The sequence below is a fragment of the Chitinasiproducens palmae genome (assembly GCF_900095735.1).
Classification (GTDB): domain Bacteria; phylum Pseudomonadota; class Gammaproteobacteria; order Burkholderiales; family Burkholderiaceae; genus Chitinasiproducens; species Chitinasiproducens palmae.
The window spans coordinates 40127-56548 of the sequence record NZ_FNLO01000010.1 but is presented as its reverse complement, the minus strand read 5'-3'; the positions used below and the strand labels follow the sequence as shown (position 1 = coordinate 56548).

Genomic DNA, 16422 nt, shown 5'->3' with positions numbered 1-16422 from the left:
CTGGAACGGCAAGCACGTCTGAGGGCGGCGCCGGCTTGACGCTGCCTATCTGCCCGGAGTCGAAGGCAATGAGTATCGAAGGGGTCTTGAAGGAAGGGTTTGTCACGACGTCCGCTGACAAGCTGATCAACTGGACGCGCACCGGTTCGCTGTGGCCGATGACATTCGGTCTGGCATGCTGCGCGGTCGAGATGATGCACGCCGGCGCGGCGCGCTACGACCTCGACCGGTTCGGGGTGGTGTTCCGCCCGAGTCCTCGCCAGTCCGACCTGATGATTGTCGCCGGCACCCTCTGCAACAAGATGGCGCCCGCGCTGCGCAAGGTCTACGACCAGATGGCGGAGCCGCGCTGGGTGCTGTCGATGGGGTCCTGCGCGAACGGTGGCGGTTACTACCACTATTCGTACTCGGTGGTGCGCGGCTGCGATCGCATCGTGCCGGTCGACGTCTACGTGCCGGGCTGCCCGCCGACGGCCGAAGCGCTGATCTACGGCATCATCCAGCTGCAGGCGAAGATCCGCCGTACCAACACGATCGCGCGGAGCTGAGGGACGACGATGGCGCATACTCTCCAATCGCTCGAAACCACGCTGCGCGCGGTCCTCGGTGAGCGCATCGGCGCGCTGACCAACGCGCTTGGTCAGCTCACGCTCGTCGTGAAGGCCGAGCACTACCTCGACGTGGCGCTTGCGCTGCGCGACGATCCGGCGCTGCAGTTCAAGATTGCCCTGGACCTGGCCGGCGTCGATTACAGCGCCTACGGCGACGGCGCATACGACGGCCCGCGCTTCGCGGCCGTCGTGCATCTGCTGTCGATCGAGCACAACTGCCGGCTGCGTCTGCGCGCGTTCGCGCCGGACGACGATCTGCCGATCCTGCCGTCGCTGGTGGACGTGTGGAACGGCCTGAACTGGTTCGAGCGCGAGGCGTTCGACTTGTTCGGCATCGTCTTCGACGGCCACCCGGACCTGCGCCGCATCCTGACCGACTACGGCTTCATCGGCCATCCGTTCCGCAAGGACTTCCCGGTCTCGGGCTATGTCGAAATGCGTTACGACCCGGACGAGAAGCGCGTGATCTACCAGCCCATCACGATCGAGCCGCGCGAGATCATCCCGCGCATCATTCGTGAAGAGCAGTATGGCGGCCTGAAGCACTGAGCGGCGGCCCGATGAACGCAAAGACCACACCCTATCGGGGTTCCTGATGGCGGAAATCAAGAATTACACCCTCAACTTCGGTCCCCAGCATCCCTCCGCGCACGGCGTGCTGCGTCTGGTGCTCGAGCTCGACGGCGAGGTGATCCAGCGTGCGGACCCGCACATCGGCCTGCTGCATCGCGCGACCGAGAAGCTGGCCGAATCGAAGACGTATCTGCAGTCGGTGCCGTACATGGACCGGCTCGATTACGTGTCGATGATGTGCAACGAGCACGGCTACGTGATGGCCATCGAGCGCTTGCTCGGCATCGACGTGCCCGAGCGCGCGAAATACATCCGCGTGATGTTCGACGAGATCACGCGCCTGCTGAACCACCTGATGTCGGTCGGCACGCACGCGCTCGACGTGGGCGCGATGGGCGTGATGCTCTATGCGTTCCGCGAGCGTGAAGACCTGATGGACATGTACGAGGCGGTGTCCGGCGCGCGCATGCACGCGGCCTACTACCGCCCGGGCGGCGTGTATCGCGACCTGCCGGAACAGATGCCGCAGTACAAGGTGTCGAAGATCCGCAACGAGCGCGCGCTTGCGAAGATGAACGAGAACCGCCAGGGTTCGCTGCTCGACTTCATCGAAGATTTCACCGACCGGTTCCCGGCCTGCGTCGACGAATACGAGACGCTGCTCACCGACAACCGGATCTGGAAACAGCGGCTGGTCGGCATCGGCGTGGTGACGCCGGAGCGCGCGATGCAGCTGGGCTTTACCGGTCCGATGCTGCGCGGCTCGGGCATTGCCTGGGACATGCGCAAGAAGCAGCCGTACGAGGTCTACGATCGGCTCGACTTCGACATCCCGGTGGGCGTGAACGGCGATTGCTACGACCGGTATCTGGTGCGCATCGCGGAAATGCGCGAGTCGAACAAGATCGTCCGGCAGTGCGTGGACTGGCTCAAGCGCAACCCGGGTCCGGTGATGGTCGACAACCACAAGGTCGCGCCGCCGTCGCGCCTGGGCATGAAGACCAACATGGAAGAGCTGATCCACCATTTCAAGCTCTTCACCGAAGGCATGCACGTGCCTGAAGGCGAGGCATACGCGTCGGTCGAGCATCCGAAGGGTGAGTTCGGCGTATATATCGTGTCCGACGGCGCCAACAAGCCGTACCGCCTGAAGATTCGTGCGCCGGGCTTTGCCCACCTGTCGTCGCTCGACGAGATGACGCGCGGCCACATGATCGCCGACGCGGTCACGATCATCGGCACGCAGGACATCGTGTTCGGCGAGGTAGACCGTTAATTATTGCGCGGCGCCGCAGGCAACACGCGGCGCCGTACCGTCCAGGCCGAGAAGGCATGTCCTCGCGACGTTAGTTGCCACGGCATACATTCCCGGCCGGAACCCTAGAGTCGTATTGAAAAATGCTCTCTGCTGAAGCTCTGAAGGAAATCGACCGCAGCATCGCCAAATACCCGCCCGACCAGAAGCAGTCGGCGGTGATGGCGGCGCTCGCGGTCGCCCAGGCCGAACTTGGCTGGCTGTCGCCGGAGACGATGCAGTTCGTCGCCGACTACCTCGACATGCCCGCGATCGCCGTACAGGAGGTCGCGACCTTCTACACGATGTACGAGACGCGGCCGGTCGGTCGGCACAAGATCACCATCTGCACGAACCTGCCGTGCCAGTTGTCCGGCGCCGAATCGGCCGCCGACTACCTGAAGCGCAAGCTCGGCATCGACTTCAACGAGACGACGCCGGACGGCCGTTTCACGCTGAAGGAAGGCGAGTGCATGGGCGCCTGCGGCGATGCGCCGGTGCTGCTGGTGAACAACCATCGGATGTGCAGCTTCATGAGCCACGAGAAGATCGACCAAATGCTCGAGGAGCTGTCGAAATGACCTGCCTGCACGACCGACACATCAAGCCGCTGATCCTGGCCGGCCTGAATGGCGAGAACTGGCATCTCGAGGATTACGTGGCGCGCGGCGGTTACGCCCAGCTGCGCCGGATCCTGAGCGAGAAGATTCCGCCCGAACAGGTGATCGCCGACGTCAAGGCGTCGGGCCTGCGCGGACGAGGCGGCGCCGGCTTCCCGACCGGGCTGAAGTGGAGTTTCATGCCGCGTCAGTTCCCGGGCCAGAAGTATCTGGTCTGCAATTCGGACGAAGGCGAGCCGGGCACGTTCAAGGATCGCGACATCCTGCGCTACAACCCGCACGCGCTGATCGAGGGCATGGCCATCGGCGCGTACGCGATGGGCATCACCGTCGGCTACAACTACATCCACGGCGAGATCTTCGAGGTCTATCGCCGCTTCGAGGCCGCGTTGGAAGAGGCGCGGGCAGCCGGCTATCTGGGCGCCAACATCCTCGAATCGGGTTTCTCGTTCGAGCTGCACGCGCATCACGGCTACGGCGCCTACATCTGCGGCGAAGAAACCGCGCTGCTCGAATCGCTCGAAGGCAAGAAGGGCCAGCCGCGCTTCAAGCCGCCGTTCCCGGCCAGCTTCGGTCTGTACGGCAAGCCGACGACCATCAACAACACCGAGACGTTCGCCGCGGTGCCGTTCCTGCTCGCGGTCGGACCGCAGCAGTATCTGGAACTCGGCAAGCCGAACAACGGCGGCACCAAGATCTTCTCGGTCTCCGGCGACGTGGCGCGGCCGGGCAACTACGAAGTGCCGCTCGGCACGCCGTTCGCGACGCTGCTCGAACTTGCCGGCGGCATGCGCGACGGCGTGCCGCTCAAGGGCGTGATCCCGGGCGGTTCGTCGATGCCGGTGATTCCGGCCGACGAAATGATGCAGATCACGATGGACTACGACGCGATCGCCAAGGCCGGTTCGGGCCTGGGCTCGGGCGCGGTCATCGTGATGAACGAGACGCGCTGCATGGTGCGCGCGCTGCTGCGCCTGTCCTACTTCTACTACGAAGAGTCGTGCGGGCAGTGTACGCCGTGCCGCGAGGGCACCGGCTGGCTGTATCGCGTCGTGCATCGTATCGAGCATGGCGAGGGCCGCCCGGAAGACCTGGCGCTGCTCGACTCGGTCGCGCAGAACATCATGGGCCGGACGATCTGTGCGCTCGGCGACGCGGCGGCGATGCCCGTGCGCGGCATGCTCAAGCATTTCTGGAACGAATTCGAGTATCACGTCGAACACAAGCACTGCATGGTGTCGGCGGGAACGGAAGCGAGTCTGAGTCACCATGGTTGAACTTGAGATAGACGGCAAGAAGGTCGAAGTACCCGAAGGCAGCATGGTGATGGAAGCTGCCAAGCGGGCCGACACGTACATTCCGCACTTCTGCTACCACAAGAAGCTGACCATCGCGGCAAACTGCCGGATGTGTCTGGTCGAAGTGGAGAAGATGCCGAAGGCGGTGCCCGCGTGCGCCACGCCGGTGTCGGCGGGCATGATCGTCAAGACCCGTTCCGAAAAGGCGGTGAAGGCGCAGCAGGCCGTGATGGAATTCCTGCTGATCAATCACCCGCTCGATTGTCCGATCTGCGACCAGGGCGGCGAGTGCCAGCTGCAGGATCTGGCCGTCGGCTACGGCAAGTCCGAGTCCCGCTACTCGGAAGAGAAGCGCGTGGTGTTCCACAAGAACGTGGGCCCGCTGCTCTCGCTGGAAGAAATGACGCGCTGCATCCACTGCACGCGCTGCGTGCGGTTCGGGCAGGAAATCGCGGGCGTGATGGAACTCGGCATGCTGGGCCGCGGCGAGCATTCGGAGATCACCTCGTTCGTCGGCCAGACCGTCGACTCCGAACTGTCGGGCAACATGATCGACCTGTGCCCGGTCGGCGCGATCACGTCCAAGCCATTCCGCTACAGTGCGCGAACCTGGGAACTGTCGCGGCGCCGTTCGGTGAGCCCGCACGACAGCGTCGGCGCGAACCTGATCGTCCAGGTCAAGAACAACCGCGTGATGCGCGTGTTGCCGCTCGAAAACGATGCGGTCAACGAGTGCTGGATCTCGGACAAGGACCGCTTCTCGTACGAAGCGCTTAACAGCGAAGAGCGCCTGACCCGGCCGATGATCCGCCAGGGCGGTGAGTGGCGCGAGGTCGACTGGCAGACCGCGCTGCAATACGTCGCGGACAGCCTGAACGGCGTGCGCGCCGAGCACGGCGACGAGGCGGTCGGCGTGCTGACCAGCCCGCACAGCACGATCGAGGAACTGTTCCTGGCGAAGTCGCTGGCCGATGGCCTGGGCACGCCGAACATCGATTTCCGGCTGCGCCAGGCCGATTTCGCGCGGATCACCCGCGGCACGCCGTGGCTCGGCACCAGCATCGCGTCGCTCGACAACGTCGACCGTGCGCTGATCATCGGTTCCGACCTGCGTCGCGACCATCCGCTGCTCGCGGCCCGTATCCGTCAGGCGGCCCGCAACGGCGCGCGCGTGAGCTTCATCAACGCGACGGCCGACGACGCGCTGGTGCGCCCGGCGACCACGCTCGCCGCCGCGCCGAGCGCGTGGTTCGACACGTTGGCCGCGGTGGTGCGCGCGGTGGCCACCAGCCGTGGCGTCGACGCCCCGGCCGGGCTGCCGGAAGCGGCTGTCTCGGCGGACGGTGCAAACGACACCGACAACGTCGCCGGCAAGATCGCCGCGTCGCTCGCCGCCGGCGAACGCGCGGTGATTCTGCTCGGCAATGGCGTGGCCCGGCATCCGGACCTGGCCGCGATCCATGGGCTGGCCGTCTGGCTGGCCGAGCAGACCGGCGCGACGCTGGGCTTCCTGCCGGAAGCGGCCAACTCGGTCGGCGCGCATCTGATCGGCGTGCTGCCTGGCGAAGGCGGCCTGGACGCCGGCGCGATGTTCGCGCAACCGCGCAAGGCCTATGTGCTGCTCGGCACCGAACCGGAATTCGACTCGGCCAACCCCGCGCAGGCGCTCGCCGCGTTGCGTGGCGCCGAGCTGGTGGTCAGCCTGAGCCCGTTCAAGCATGGTTCCGACTACGCGGACGTGCTGCTGCCCGTCGCGCCGTTCACCGAGACCGCCGGCACCTTCGTCAATGCAGAGGGCCTGGCGCAGCACTTCACCGGCGTGGTGCGTCCGCTCGGCGATACGCGTCCGGCGTGGAAGGTGCTGCGCGTGCTCGGCAACCTGCTGGACCTGCCGGGCTTCGACTACGAGACGGCCGAGGAGGTCGCGAAGGCCGCGCTGGCCGACGTGCAGACCGGCGAACGACTGAACAACGCCGCCTTGTCGGCGGTCGCCTTCGGTGGTCCGCGCCAGCTGCGGCCGCTCGCCGACGGCGCGTTCGAGCGCCTTGCCGACGTGCCGATCTACGACGCGGATCCGATCGTTCGCCGCGCGCCGTCGCTGCACGCGACGCAGGCCGCCAAGCGCGCGCAAGCCGTCGGCCTGCCGACCGCGTTGTTCGAGCGCCTCGGCCTGCAGCAGGGCGAGATGGTGCGCATCACGCAGGATGGCCAGGAGATCGTGGTGGCCGCGCGTCACGAGCCGGAGCTCGACGCGCGCGTCGTGCGCCTCTCGGCGGCGACCCCGCATGCGGCGCGCCTCGGCGCGCTGTACGGTGAATTGAGGGTGGAGAAGGCCTAAATGTCCCTGTTCGAAACGATCAACGCCGCCGGCACCGATGTGCTCGGCGTCGCCTGGCCGACGGTCTGGACGCTGCTGCGCATCGTCGTGATCTCGGTGGTCCTGCTGCTGTGCGTGGCGTACCTGGTCTACTGGGAACGCAAGCTGATCGGCTGGATGCACGTCCGACTGGGACCGAACCGCGTCGGACCCGCGGGGCTGTTCCAGACCATTGCCGACGTGCTGAAGCTGCTGCTCAAGGAAGTGATCACGCCGACGCAGGCCACCGGCTGGCTGTACGTGGTGGCGCCGATCATGGTGGTGGCGCCGGCGTTCGCGATCTGGGCGGTGCTGCCGTTCCAGGCCGAGGCGGTGCTGGGCGACATCAATGCCGGCCTGCTGTATGCGCTGGCGATTTCGTCGGTGGGCGTGTACGGCGTGATCCTCGCCGGTTGGGCGTCGAACTCGCGCTACGCGTTCCTGGGCGCGATGCGCGCGTCGGCACAGATGGTGTCGTATGAAGTGTCGATGGGCTTCGCGCTGGTCACCGTGCTGATGACCGCCGGCACGCTGAATTTCTCCGACATCGTCCGTTCGCAGGCGGTTGGCATCTTCGCGAGCCACGGCGTGAACTTCCTGTCGTGGAACTGGCTGCCGCTGCTGCCGATGTTCGTCATCTACTTCGTGTCCGGACTGGCCGAAACCAACCGCCATCCGTTCGACGTGGTGGAAGGCGAATCGGAAATCGTCGCGGGGCACATGATCGAGTATTCGGGCATCACGTTCGCGCTGTTCTTCCTGGCCGAATACCTGAACATGATCGTGATTTCGGCGCTGACCGCGCTGATGTTCTTGGGCGGCTGGGATGCGCCGTTCGGCTTCCTGTCCTTCATCCCGGGCTTTTTCTGGCTGTTCGCCAAGGTGTTCTTCCTGTTGTCGGTGTTCGTGTGGGTGCGTGCGACCTTCCCGCGCTACCGCTACGACCAGATCATGCGCCTCGGCTGGAAGGTCTTCCTGCCGGTCTCGGTGGTCTGGGTGGTCGTGGTGGCCTGCTGGATCGTCTCGCCGCTGAACATCTGGCATTGAACGGGAGCGAGATCGAACCATGAGCAACGCTATCAAGAATTTCTTCAGCAGCTTCCTGCTCGTCGAGCTGCTGCGCGGCCTGGCGCTGACCGGCCGCTACACCTTCCGTCGCAAGATCACGGTGCAGTTCCCGGAAGAGAAGACGCCGCTGTCGCCGCGGTTCCGCGGCCTGCACGCGCTGCGCCGCTACGAGAACGGCGAGGAACGCTGCATCGCCTGCAAGCTGTGCGAAGCGGTGTGCCCGGCGCTCGCGATCACGATCGAATCCGAGACGCGCGCCGACAACACACGACGCACGACGCGCTACGACATCGACCTGACCAAGTGCATCTTCTGCGGCTTCTGCGAGGAAAGCTGCCCGGTGGACTCGATCGTCGAGACCAGCATCCTCGAATACCACGGCGAGAAGCGCGGCGACCTGTACTTCACGAAGGAAATGCTGCTCGCGGTCGGCGATCGCTACGAAGGCGAGATCGCCGCGGCCAAGGCCGCGGACGCGCCGTACCGGTGAACGCCGAAGTCAGGGGGGAAGGGCGCATCGGCGCCGCTTCCGCATCCCGCGCAACGATGCCACGATAAAAATGGAATTCACCACCGTATTGTTCTATCTGTTCGCGATCCTGCTGGTCGCGTCCGCACTGCGAGTCGTCACCGCGCCGAACCCGGTGCAGTCGGCGCTCTTTCTCGTGCTCGCGTTCTTCAATGCGGCGGCGCTGTGGATGCTGCTGCAGGCCGAGTTCCTCTCGATCATGCTGGTGCTGGTGTACGTCGGCGCGGTGATGGTGCTGTTCCTGTTCGTCGTGATGATGGTGGACGTCAACACCGAGGTCCTGCGCCGCGACTTCAAGCGCTTCGTGCCCTGGGCGACCGTGGTCGGCGCGATCATCGTCGTCGAGCTGGCGCTGGTGCTCTGGCACGGCTACGGCGCGACGGTCGAGGCCCGCGCACTGCCGGGCGCGTTCGCTTCGGTCTCGAACACGCACGGCATCGGCGTGCTGCTGTTCACCCGCTACATCTTCGGCTTCGAAGTGGCCGGCCTGGTGCTGCTCGTCGCGATCGTCGCCGCGGTCGGCCTGACCGTGCGCCATCGCGAGGGCGTCAAGCGCACCGACCCGAGCGCGCAGGTCCGCGTTCGCGCCCAGGACCGCATCCGCATCGTACGCATGGCGGCCGAGAAGACCGCGCCCGACGCGGCGACCGAGCCGCCCGTCACCGGCGACGCCGGCGCGGGCAAGGTCGGCCCCGGCAAAGTCTCGAACTGACAGGAAGACCGCAATGATTAGTCTCGCTCACTTTCTGGTCGTCGGCGCGATCCTGTTCGCGATCAGCGTCGTCGGCATCTGGCTGAATCGACGCAACGTCATCGTGATCCTGATGGCGATCGAATTGATGCTGCTCGCGGTGAACACCAACTTTGTCGCCTTCTCGCACTACCTGGGCGATCCGGGCGGTCAGGTCTTCGTCTTCTTCGTGCTGACGGTTGCGGCGGCCGAGGCCGCGATCGGCCTCGCGATCCTGGTCAATCTGTTCCGCCGCCTCGACACGGTCAACGTCGAGGATCTCGACCAGCTCAAGGGTTAATCACGGGGACTCAGGCACGTTAGTTATGGCAACGACATTGAACCAAACCCTGCTCCTCGCGATCCCGCTGGCGCCGCTGGCCGGCTCGCTGATCGCGGGCCTGTTCGGCCGCGCGATCGGCCGCACGGGCGCGCACGTGGTGACCATCCTCGGCGTGGCGATCGCACTCGTACTGTCGGCGATCACCTTCTTCGACGTGCTGCACGGCGCCGGCTACAACGCGACCATCTACGAATGGATGCGCGTCGGCAGCCTGAAGCTCGAAATCGGCTTCCTGGTCGACTCGCTGACCGCGATGATGATGTGCGTGGTGACCTTCGTGTCGCTGATGGTGCACATCTACACGATCGGCTACATGGCTGATGACAGCGGCTACCAGCGCTTCTTCTCGTACATCTCGCTGTTCACCTTCTCGATGCTGATGCTGGTGATGAGCAACAACTTCCTGCAGCTGTTCTTCGGCTGGGAAGCGGTCGGTCTCGTCTCCTACCTGCTGATCGGCTTCTGGTTCACGCGGCCGACGGCGATCTACGCGAACATGAAGGCCTTCCTGGTCAACCGGGTCGGCGACTTCGGCTTCATCCTCGGCATCGGTCTGCTGCTCGCCTACGCCGGTTCGCTGAACTACGGCGACGTGTTCGCGCACCGCGAAGCCCTCGCCGGCATGACCTTCCCCGGCACGTCCTGGGGCCTGCTGACGGTGGCCTGCGTCTGCCTGTTCATCGGCGCGATGGGCAAGTCCGCGCAGTTCCCGCTGCACGTGTGGCTGCCCGACTCGATGGAAGGTCCGACGCCGATCTCCGCGCTGATCCACGCGGCGACGATGGTGACCGCGGGCATCTTCATGGTCACCCGCATGTCGCCGCTGTTCGAACTGTCGGACGCCGCGCTGTCCTTCATCATGATCATCGGTTCGATCACCGCGCTGTTCATGGGCTTCCTGGGCCTGATCCAGAACGACATCAAGCGCGTGGTCGCGTACTCGACGCTGTCGCAGCTCGGCTACATGACCGTCGCGCTGGGCGCCTCCGCCTACTCGGCGGCGGTGTTCCACCTGATGACGCACGCGTTCTTCAAGGCGCTGCTGTTCCTTGGCGCGGGTTCGGTGATCATCGGCATGCACCACGACCAGGACATGCGCAACATGGGCGGTCTGCGCAAGTACATGCCGATCACCTGGATCACGTCGCTGGTCGGTTCGCTGGCACTGATCGGCACGCCGTTCTTCTCCGGCTTCTACTCGAAGGACTCGATCATCGAGGCGGTGAAGGAATCGCATCTGGCCGGCTCGGGCTTCGCCTATTTCTGCGTCGTCTTCAGCGTCTTCATCACCGCGCTGTATTCGTTCCGGATGTACTTCCTGGTGTTCCATGGCCGCGAGCGTTTCCGCGACGCCCATGCGCAACACGGCGAGGAAGCCGCGGTGCATGGCGACGACGCGCATGCCCAGGACGTGCATGCCCATGACGCGCACGCCCATGACGCCCATGACGCCCATGGCGCGCACGACGCCCACGGCCATGACGATCACGGACATGGCGATCACGGCCATGGCCACCACGGCCCGCACATTCCGCACGAATCGCCGCTGGTCGTGACGCTGCCGCTGATCCTGCTCGCGATCCCGTCGGTGATCATGGGGGCGATCGCGATCGGTCCGATGCTGTACGGCAATTACTTCGAGCGTGGCGTCGCGTTCGCGAAGGTGATCTTCGTCGGCGAGAACCACCCGGGGATGGAAGAACTCGCGCACGAGTTCCACGGCTGGGTGGCGATGGGCCTGCATTCGGTGGCTGGTCTGCCGGTCTGGCTGGCGCTCGCCGGCGTGCTGGTCGCGTATTTCTTCTACATGAAGCGCCCGGACATTCCGGCTGGCCTGCGGCAACGGTTCAGCGGCATCTACCGGCTGCTGGACAACAAGTACTACATGGACCGCATCAACGAGATCGTGTTCGCGAAGGGCGCGGTGGCGATCGGACGCGGGCTGTGGAAGGAGAGCGACCAGGCGGTCATCGACGGCGCGGTCAACGGCAGCGCGCGCGCGATCGCCAAGCTCGGTGGCCTGCTGCGGCACGTGCAGACCGGCTACATCTATCACTACGCATTTGCAATGATCATCGGCATGTTGGCCTTGCTGTCGCTGTTCGTGACCATCGGCGGAAGGTAAGGCGAGGATAACAATGCATAACTTTCCGTTGCTCACGCTCGCAATCTGGATTCCGATCCTCACCGGCGTACTGGTGCTGGCGACCGGTTCGGACCGCAACCCGGGCCCGGCGCGCGTGCTATCGTTGCTCGGTTCCATCGTCGGCTTCCTGGTCACGCTGCCGCTGATCAGCGGTTTCGACCGCAGCAGCGCCGCGCTTCAGTTCGTCGAGAAGGCACCCTGGATCGAGCGCTTCAACATCGCCTATTTCCTGGGCGTCGACGGCATCTCGATGTGGTTCGTCGTGCTCACCGCGTTCATCACGATCATCGTCGTGATCGCCGCGTGGCAGGTCGTCACGAACAAGGTCGCGCAGTACCTCGCCGCGTTCCTGATCCTGTCGGGCCTGATGATCGGCGTGTTCAGTGCCGCCGACGGCATGCTGTTCTATGTCTTCTTCGAGGCCACGCTGATCCCGATGTACCTGATCATCGGTGTCTGGGGCGGGGCCAACCGCGTGTACGCGGCGTTCAAGTTCTTCCTGTACACGCTGGCCGGTTCGCTGCTGATGCTGGTCGCGCTGATCTATCTGTACACCGTGTCGGGCACCTTCGAACTTGCGGCCTGGCATCGCCTGCCGCTGGAGATGACGCCGCAGATCCTGATCTTCATCGCGTTCTTCCTGGCCTTTGCCGTGAAGGTGCCGATGTGGCCGGTGCACACCTGGCTGCCGGACGCTCACGTCGAGGCGCCGACCGGCGGCTCGGTGGTGCTGGCGGCGATCATGCTGAAGCTCGGCGCCTACGGCTTCCTGCGCTTCTCGCTGCCGATCGCGCCCGACGCGTCGCATTTCTTCGCGCCGGCGATCATCGCGCTGTCGCTGGTCGCGGTGATCTACATCGGTCTGGTCGCGCTGGTGCAGACCGACATGAAGAAGCTGGTCGCGTATTCGTCGATCGCGCACATGGGCTTCGTCACGCTCGGTTTCTTCATCTTCAACCAGATGGGCGTCGAAGGCGCGATCGTGCAGATGATTTCGCACGGCTTCGTGTCCGGTGCGATGTTCTTGAGCATCGGCGTGCTGTACGACCGCATGCACACTCGCGAGATCGCCGCCTACGGCGGTGTCGTCAACACGATGCCGAAGTTCGCCGCGTTCGCGCTGATGTTCGCGATGGCCAATTGCGGCCTGCCGGGCACCTCCGGATTCGTCGGCGAGTTCATGGTGATCCTGGCTGCGGTCCAGTTCAATTTCTGGATCGGCCTGCTGGCCGCCACCACGCTGATCCTTGGCGCTGCCTACACGCTGTGGATGTACAAGCGTGTGTACTTCGGCGCGGTAGCGAACGACCACGTCGCCAAGCTGCTCGACCTGAGCGGCCGCGAATTCCTGATGATGGCGATCCTCGCCGCGCTGGTGCTGTTCATGGGCTTGTATCCGCGTCCGTTCACCGACGTGATCCACGAATCGGTGGCGAACCTGCTGGTCCACGTCGCTCACTCGAAGCTGTGAGCACGGCTGCGGAAAGATAAAACATGCAAAACGGTAATCTCACTCTGTTGCTGCCCGAGGCGCTGGTGCTGCTCGCGGCGATCCTGTGCCTGATGAACGACGCGCTGAGCGGCGTGAAGGGCCGGGGGTTGACGCATGCGATCGCGGTCGTGGCCTCGCTGGCGGCCGGCTGCATCTTCCTGGTGCTGGCGGGCGACGGCGTGCCGCGCACTCTGTTCGACGGCAGCTACGTGGTCGACGGGCTGGCCAGCGTGCTGAAGGCGACGGTCTCGTTCGGCTTCGCGGCCACCCTGATCTACGGCCGCCGGTACATCGTCGAACGCGACTTGTTCAAGGGCGAGTTCTACATCCTCGCGCTGTTCTCGCTGCTCGGCCAGATGCTGATGATCAGCGGCAGCAGCTTCCTGACGCTCTACTTGGGTCTGGAACTGATGTCGTTGTCGCTGTACGCGCTGATCGCGCTGCGCCGCAAGGACGGCTTGGCCACCGAGTCGGCGCTGAAGTACTACGTGCTCGGCGCGCTGGCCTCCGGTTTCCTGCTGTACGGCATCTCGATGACCTACGGTGCCACCGGCTCGCTGCTGCTCGGCGACGTGTTCGCCGCGATCGACTCGGGCCGCATCAATCACACGATGCTGGTCTTCGGCGTGGTGTTCATCGTGGTCGGGGTCACGTTCAAACTCGGCGCCGCGCCTTTCCACATGTGGGTGCCGGACGTCTATCAGGGCGCGCCGACGGCGGTCACGCTGCTGGTCGGCGCGGGTCCGAAGGTCGCCGCGTTCGCGTTCGCGTTCCGCTTCCTGGTGAACGGCATGCTGCCGCTGGCCGGCGACTGGCAGCAGATGCTGATCATCATCGCCGCGCTGTCGATGATCATCGGCAACGTGATGGGCGTGGTGCAAAGCAATATCAAGCGGATGCTGGCGTACTCGGCAATCTCGCATCAAGGCTTCGTGCTGCTCGGGCTGCTGGCCGGCGTGTTCACCGGCGGCGACGCACACAGCATCACCGGTGCCTACGGTTCGGCGCTGTTCTATAGCGTGACCTACCTGCTCACCACGCTGGGCGCGTTCGCGGTGCTGATGGTGCTCTCGCGCGGCGACTTCGAGGTCACCCAGATCGACGACCTGAAGGGCCTCAACAAGCGCAGCCCGTGGACTGCCTTCGTGATGCTGATCCTGATGTTCTCGTTCGCGGGCATTCCGCCGACCGTCGGCTTCTATGCGAAGCTCGCCGTGCTGTCGGCGACCGTGCATGCGGGCCTGACGTGGCTGGCCGTGCTGGCCGTGCTGACTTCGCTGGTCGGCGCGTTCTACTATCTCCGCGTCGTCAAGGTGATGTACTTCGACGTGCCGCAGGACGAGCTGCCGCTCGACCGCGATGGCGGCGCACGCGTCACGCTCACCGCCAACGGCCTCGCGGTACTTGCCCTTGGCCTGCTGCCCGGTCCGTTGATGACGGCGTGTCTGTGGGCCGTGCAGCGGTCGCTGGGTCAGTGACCATGTCGGTGGCCGGTCTGTTCATCGTGCTGCTGGCGCTGGCCTTCGCGACGCTGCCGTTCGTGAACCAGCGCCTGTTCGGTGTGCTGCCGTTGCGACGGGGCGAGAAGTCCGGCTGGTGGCGCTTGTTGGAGCTGCTGGTACTGTATTTCGTCGTCGGTACGCTCGCGCGTGTGCTCGAAGGCCAGGTGGGCACGGTATTCCCGCAGGAGTGGCAGTTCTACGCCATCACCGGCGCGTTGTTCCTGGTGGCGGCATTCCCCGGTTTCACGTTCCGGTATTTGCTGCGACGGGCGCCGCGCCGAGTGGCGCCATGATGCGGACGCTCGCCGGATCGGTGGGCCAGCAACGCGGATGATGGTTTGGATAGCGGGCGCTACGTCAGTGACGAAGCGCCTTTTTTCATGGTGGGCAGCAGGTGGGACAGGATGGTCCCACGCATGCACCGTCTGCAACGGCGCGGCGCGGTCCGCATTTGTGTGAGGAGTCAACGATGAATTCAGACAGGCCGGGCAACGCAGGCCAGGACGCCAATCTGGTCGAGACGCGCATCGACGGCGAGACGCTGCACGACGAGGGCTTCCTGATTCTCAAGCGCGATCGCGTCACCTTGCCCGACGGCAAGGTAACCACCCGCGAGTATCTCGAACACCCGGGCGCGGTGATGATCCTGCCGGTGTTCGATGACGGGCGGGTCTTGGTCGAGCGCCAGTTCCGCTACCCCGTGCACCAGGTGATGATCGAATATCCTGCCGGCAAGCTCGACAAGGGCGAGGATCCGCTGGTCTGCGCGAAACGCGAGTTGGAGGAGGAGACCGGTTATCGGGCCAGCGACTGGCGCTACCTGACGCGCATCCATCCGGTCATCTCGTATTCCACCGAGACCCTCGACCTGTACCTGGCCACCGGCCTGACAGCGGGCGAGCGTCGTCTCGACGAAGGCGAATTCCTCGATCTGGAAATCGTCACGCTTGAGCAGATGCTTGCCTGGGTGCATGACGGCACCATTTCCGACGTGAAGACGATCATCTCGACAATGTGGCTTGACCGGCTGAAGCGCGGCGACTGGCCCCAGCCACCCCTGCTGCCCTGAGCCGCTGTCGGCCCCGGCGCGCGAGGCCTGCCGCGCGCGCCGGCTTGCGGTATGCTGCGGCTGGACGACGCCTCTTCGGCGCCGTCAATTTCCGACCATGAAAGTTTTCGATCTCTGTTGTCAGCAGCAGCACCGCTTCGAAGGTTGGTTCGCCTCCGAGGCCGCCTTCACGGACCAGAAGGCGCGCGGACTGATCGCGTGCCCGATCTGTGAATCCGTCGAAGTCACGCGCGTGCCGTCCGCGCCTCGCCTGAATCTGTCGGGTGCATCCGCGCCGCCGGTCTTGCCGGCTTCGCCGTCCGCCGCGGCCGTGCCCGCGCAAGGCGGCAACCCGGCGGACGCCGCCGCGGCGCGCGCGATGCAATCGGCATTGTTCGGGGCGATTCGACAGGTGCTTGCAAAGACCGAGAACGTCGGCGAGCGCTTCGCCGAGGAAGCCCGCCGCATCCATTACCGCGAGGCGCCGGAACGTGCGATTCGGGGCGTCGCCAGTCCGCAGGAAGCGGCGGCATTGGCCGACGAAGGCATTGAGGTGCTGTCACTGCCGGTGCCCGCCGCCTTGAAGGAGCCGTTGCAGTAAAGCGGTCGCGCCGCGCGGTCGCCGCAACCTCGGTCACCGCGCGGACCCGTTGACCCTCGACGCCGCATGCCGCGGCAATCGCTCGGGCGTTGTTCGACGGGCGTTGTCGGACCGGTATCGTGATGCACTGGCAGCGGTCCATGCGCACGACCTGGACGGGCGGCAGGGGCTCGGGACAGGCGTGACGGGCCGGCGTGACAGGAGCCGCGGG

16 protein-coding genes are annotated in these 16422 nt (G+C 65.2%); all 16 read left to right on the top strand.

Annotated features, from left to right (window positions below):
* Positions 1-68 precede the first annotated feature (68 nt).
* The 16 genes from BLU54_RS16100 (at position 69) to BLU54_RS16025 (ending at position 16211) form a co-directional block, all read left to right on the top strand.
* The gene (locus BLU54_RS16100; protein ID WP_091910672.1) at positions 69-548 is read left to right on the top strand and encodes a NuoB/complex I 20 kDa subunit family protein; all 480 of its coding nucleotides are present in this window, start codon (positions 69-71) and stop codon (positions 546-548) included.
* A gap of 9 nt (positions 549-557) precedes the next feature.
* Positions 558-1160 carry an NADH-quinone oxidoreductase subunit C gene (locus tag BLU54_RS16095; RefSeq protein ID WP_091910669.1) on the top strand — a complete coding sequence of 201 codons (603 nt, stop codon included), beginning with the start codon at positions 558-560 and terminating at the stop codon, positions 1158-1160.
* 46 nt (positions 1161-1206) lie between these two features.
* Positions 1207-2460, top strand: a complete 1254-nt coding sequence (locus BLU54_RS16090; RefSeq protein ID WP_091910666.1) for an NADH-quinone oxidoreductase subunit D — start codon at positions 1207-1209, stop codon at positions 2458-2460.
* A 122-nt stretch (positions 2461-2582) separates the two neighbouring features.
* Positions 2583-3059 (top strand): NADH-quinone oxidoreductase subunit NuoE, encoded by a 477-nt coding sequence (nuoE, locus tag BLU54_RS16085; protein ID WP_091910663.1) that lies wholly within the window; start codon positions 2583-2585, stop codon positions 3057-3059.
* On the top strand, positions 3056-4375 hold the full coding sequence (nuoF, locus tag BLU54_RS16080) for an NADH-quinone oxidoreductase subunit NuoF (RefSeq protein ID WP_091910660.1): 1320 nt from the start codon (positions 3056-3058) through the stop codon (positions 4373-4375). Before nuoE ends, nuoF begins: the two co-directional genes overlap by 4 nt.
* Entirely contained in the window at positions 4368-6734 is a 2367-nt protein-coding gene (gene nuoG / locus BLU54_RS16075; protein WP_091910658.1) for an NADH-quinone oxidoreductase subunit NuoG, read from the top strand. The genes nuoF and nuoG overlap by 8 nt, the downstream gene beginning before the upstream one ends.
* Complete coding sequence (gene nuoH, locus BLU54_RS16070) at positions 6735-7799, top strand: NADH-quinone oxidoreductase subunit NuoH (protein ID WP_091910656.1); 1065 nt, start codon at positions 6735-6737, stop codon at positions 7797-7799. It begins immediately after the preceding gene.
* 19 nt (positions 7800-7818) lie between these two features.
* A complete protein-coding gene (nuoI, locus tag BLU54_RS16065) occupies positions 7819-8310 on the top strand; it encodes an NADH-quinone oxidoreductase subunit NuoI (protein ID WP_091910654.1) in 492 nt (163 codons plus the stop codon).
* Between the two features lie 70 nt (positions 8311-8380).
* Positions 8381-9061, top strand: a complete 681-nt coding sequence (locus BLU54_RS16060) for an NADH-quinone oxidoreductase subunit J (RefSeq protein WP_091910650.1) — start codon at positions 8381-8383, stop codon at positions 9059-9061.
* Between the two features lie 13 nt (positions 9062-9074).
* Positions 9075-9380, top strand: coding sequence for an NADH-quinone oxidoreductase subunit NuoK (gene nuoK / locus BLU54_RS16055; protein WP_091910648.1), 306 nt, complete (start codon positions 9075-9077; stop codon positions 9378-9380).
* A 25-nt stretch (positions 9381-9405) separates the two neighbouring features.
* Entirely contained in the window at positions 9406-11547 is a 2142-nt protein-coding gene (nuoL, locus tag BLU54_RS16050) for an NADH-quinone oxidoreductase subunit L (protein WP_091910645.1), read from the top strand.
* Between the two features lie 13 nt (positions 11548-11560).
* Positions 11561-13039, top strand: coding sequence for an NADH-quinone oxidoreductase subunit M (locus BLU54_RS16045; protein ID WP_091910642.1), 1479 nt, complete (start codon positions 11561-11563; stop codon positions 13037-13039).
* 23 nt (positions 13040-13062) lie between these two features.
* Entirely contained in the window at positions 13063-14538 is a 1476-nt protein-coding gene (gene nuoN / locus BLU54_RS16040) for an NADH-quinone oxidoreductase subunit NuoN (RefSeq protein WP_091910640.1), read from the top strand.
* A gap of 2 nt (positions 14539-14540) precedes the next feature.
* A complete protein-coding gene (locus BLU54_RS16035; protein ID WP_091910637.1) occupies positions 14541-14855 on the top strand; it encodes a DUF2818 family protein in 315 nt (104 codons plus the stop codon).
* A gap of 176 nt (positions 14856-15031) precedes the next feature.
* A complete protein-coding gene (locus tag BLU54_RS16030; RefSeq protein WP_091910635.1) occupies positions 15032-15631 on the top strand; it encodes an NUDIX domain-containing protein in 600 nt (199 codons plus the stop codon).
* Between the two features lie 97 nt (positions 15632-15728).
* Complete coding sequence (locus tag BLU54_RS16025) at positions 15729-16211, top strand: DUF1178 family protein (protein WP_091910632.1); 483 nt, start codon at positions 15729-15731, stop codon at positions 16209-16211.
* Positions 16212-16422: the final 211 nt, after the last annotated feature.

Excerpts from the sequence above, each read along its gene's own strand:
- BLU54_RS16100 (WP_091910672.1), top strand. The coding sequence starts at position 69 with ATGAGTATCGAAGGGGTCTTGAAGGAAGGGTTTGTCACGACGTCCGCT.
- BLU54_RS16095 (WP_091910669.1), top strand. The coding sequence starts at position 558 with ATGGCGCATACTCTCCAATCGCTCGAAACCACGCTGCGCGCGGTCCTC.
- BLU54_RS16090 (WP_091910666.1), top strand. The coding sequence starts at position 1,207 with ATGGCGGAAATCAAGAATTACACCCTCAACTTCGGTCCCCAGCATCCC.
- nuoE (WP_091910663.1), top strand. The coding sequence starts at position 2,583 with ATGCTCTCTGCTGAAGCTCTGAAGGAAATCGACCGCAGCATCGCCAAA.
- nuoF (WP_091910660.1), top strand. The coding sequence starts at position 3,056 with ATGACCTGCCTGCACGACCGACACATCAAGCCGCTGATCCTGGCCGGC.
- nuoG (WP_091910658.1), top strand. The coding sequence starts at position 4,368 with ATGGTTGAACTTGAGATAGACGGCAAGAAGGTCGAAGTACCCGAAGGC.
- nuoH (WP_091910656.1), top strand. The coding sequence starts at position 6,735 with ATGTCCCTGTTCGAAACGATCAACGCCGCCGGCACCGATGTGCTCGGC.
- nuoI (WP_091910654.1), top strand. The coding sequence starts at position 7,819 with ATGAGCAACGCTATCAAGAATTTCTTCAGCAGCTTCCTGCTCGTCGAG.
- BLU54_RS16060 (WP_091910650.1), top strand. The coding sequence starts at position 8,381 with ATGGAATTCACCACCGTATTGTTCTATCTGTTCGCGATCCTGCTGGTC.
- nuoK (WP_091910648.1), top strand. The coding sequence starts at position 9,075 with ATGATTAGTCTCGCTCACTTTCTGGTCGTCGGCGCGATCCTGTTCGCG.
- nuoL (WP_091910645.1), top strand. The coding sequence starts at position 9,406 with ATGGCAACGACATTGAACCAAACCCTGCTCCTCGCGATCCCGCTGGCG.
- BLU54_RS16045 (WP_091910642.1), top strand. The coding sequence starts at position 11,561 with ATGCATAACTTTCCGTTGCTCACGCTCGCAATCTGGATTCCGATCCTC.
- nuoN (WP_091910640.1), top strand. The coding sequence starts at position 13,063 with ATGCAAAACGGTAATCTCACTCTGTTGCTGCCCGAGGCGCTGGTGCTG.
- BLU54_RS16035 (WP_091910637.1), top strand. The coding sequence starts at position 14,541 with ATGTCGGTGGCCGGTCTGTTCATCGTGCTGCTGGCGCTGGCCTTCGCG.
- BLU54_RS16030 (WP_091910635.1), top strand. The coding sequence starts at position 15,032 with ATGAATTCAGACAGGCCGGGCAACGCAGGCCAGGACGCCAATCTGGTC.
- BLU54_RS16025 (WP_091910632.1), top strand. The coding sequence starts at position 15,729 with ATGAAAGTTTTCGATCTCTGTTGTCAGCAGCAGCACCGCTTCGAAGGT.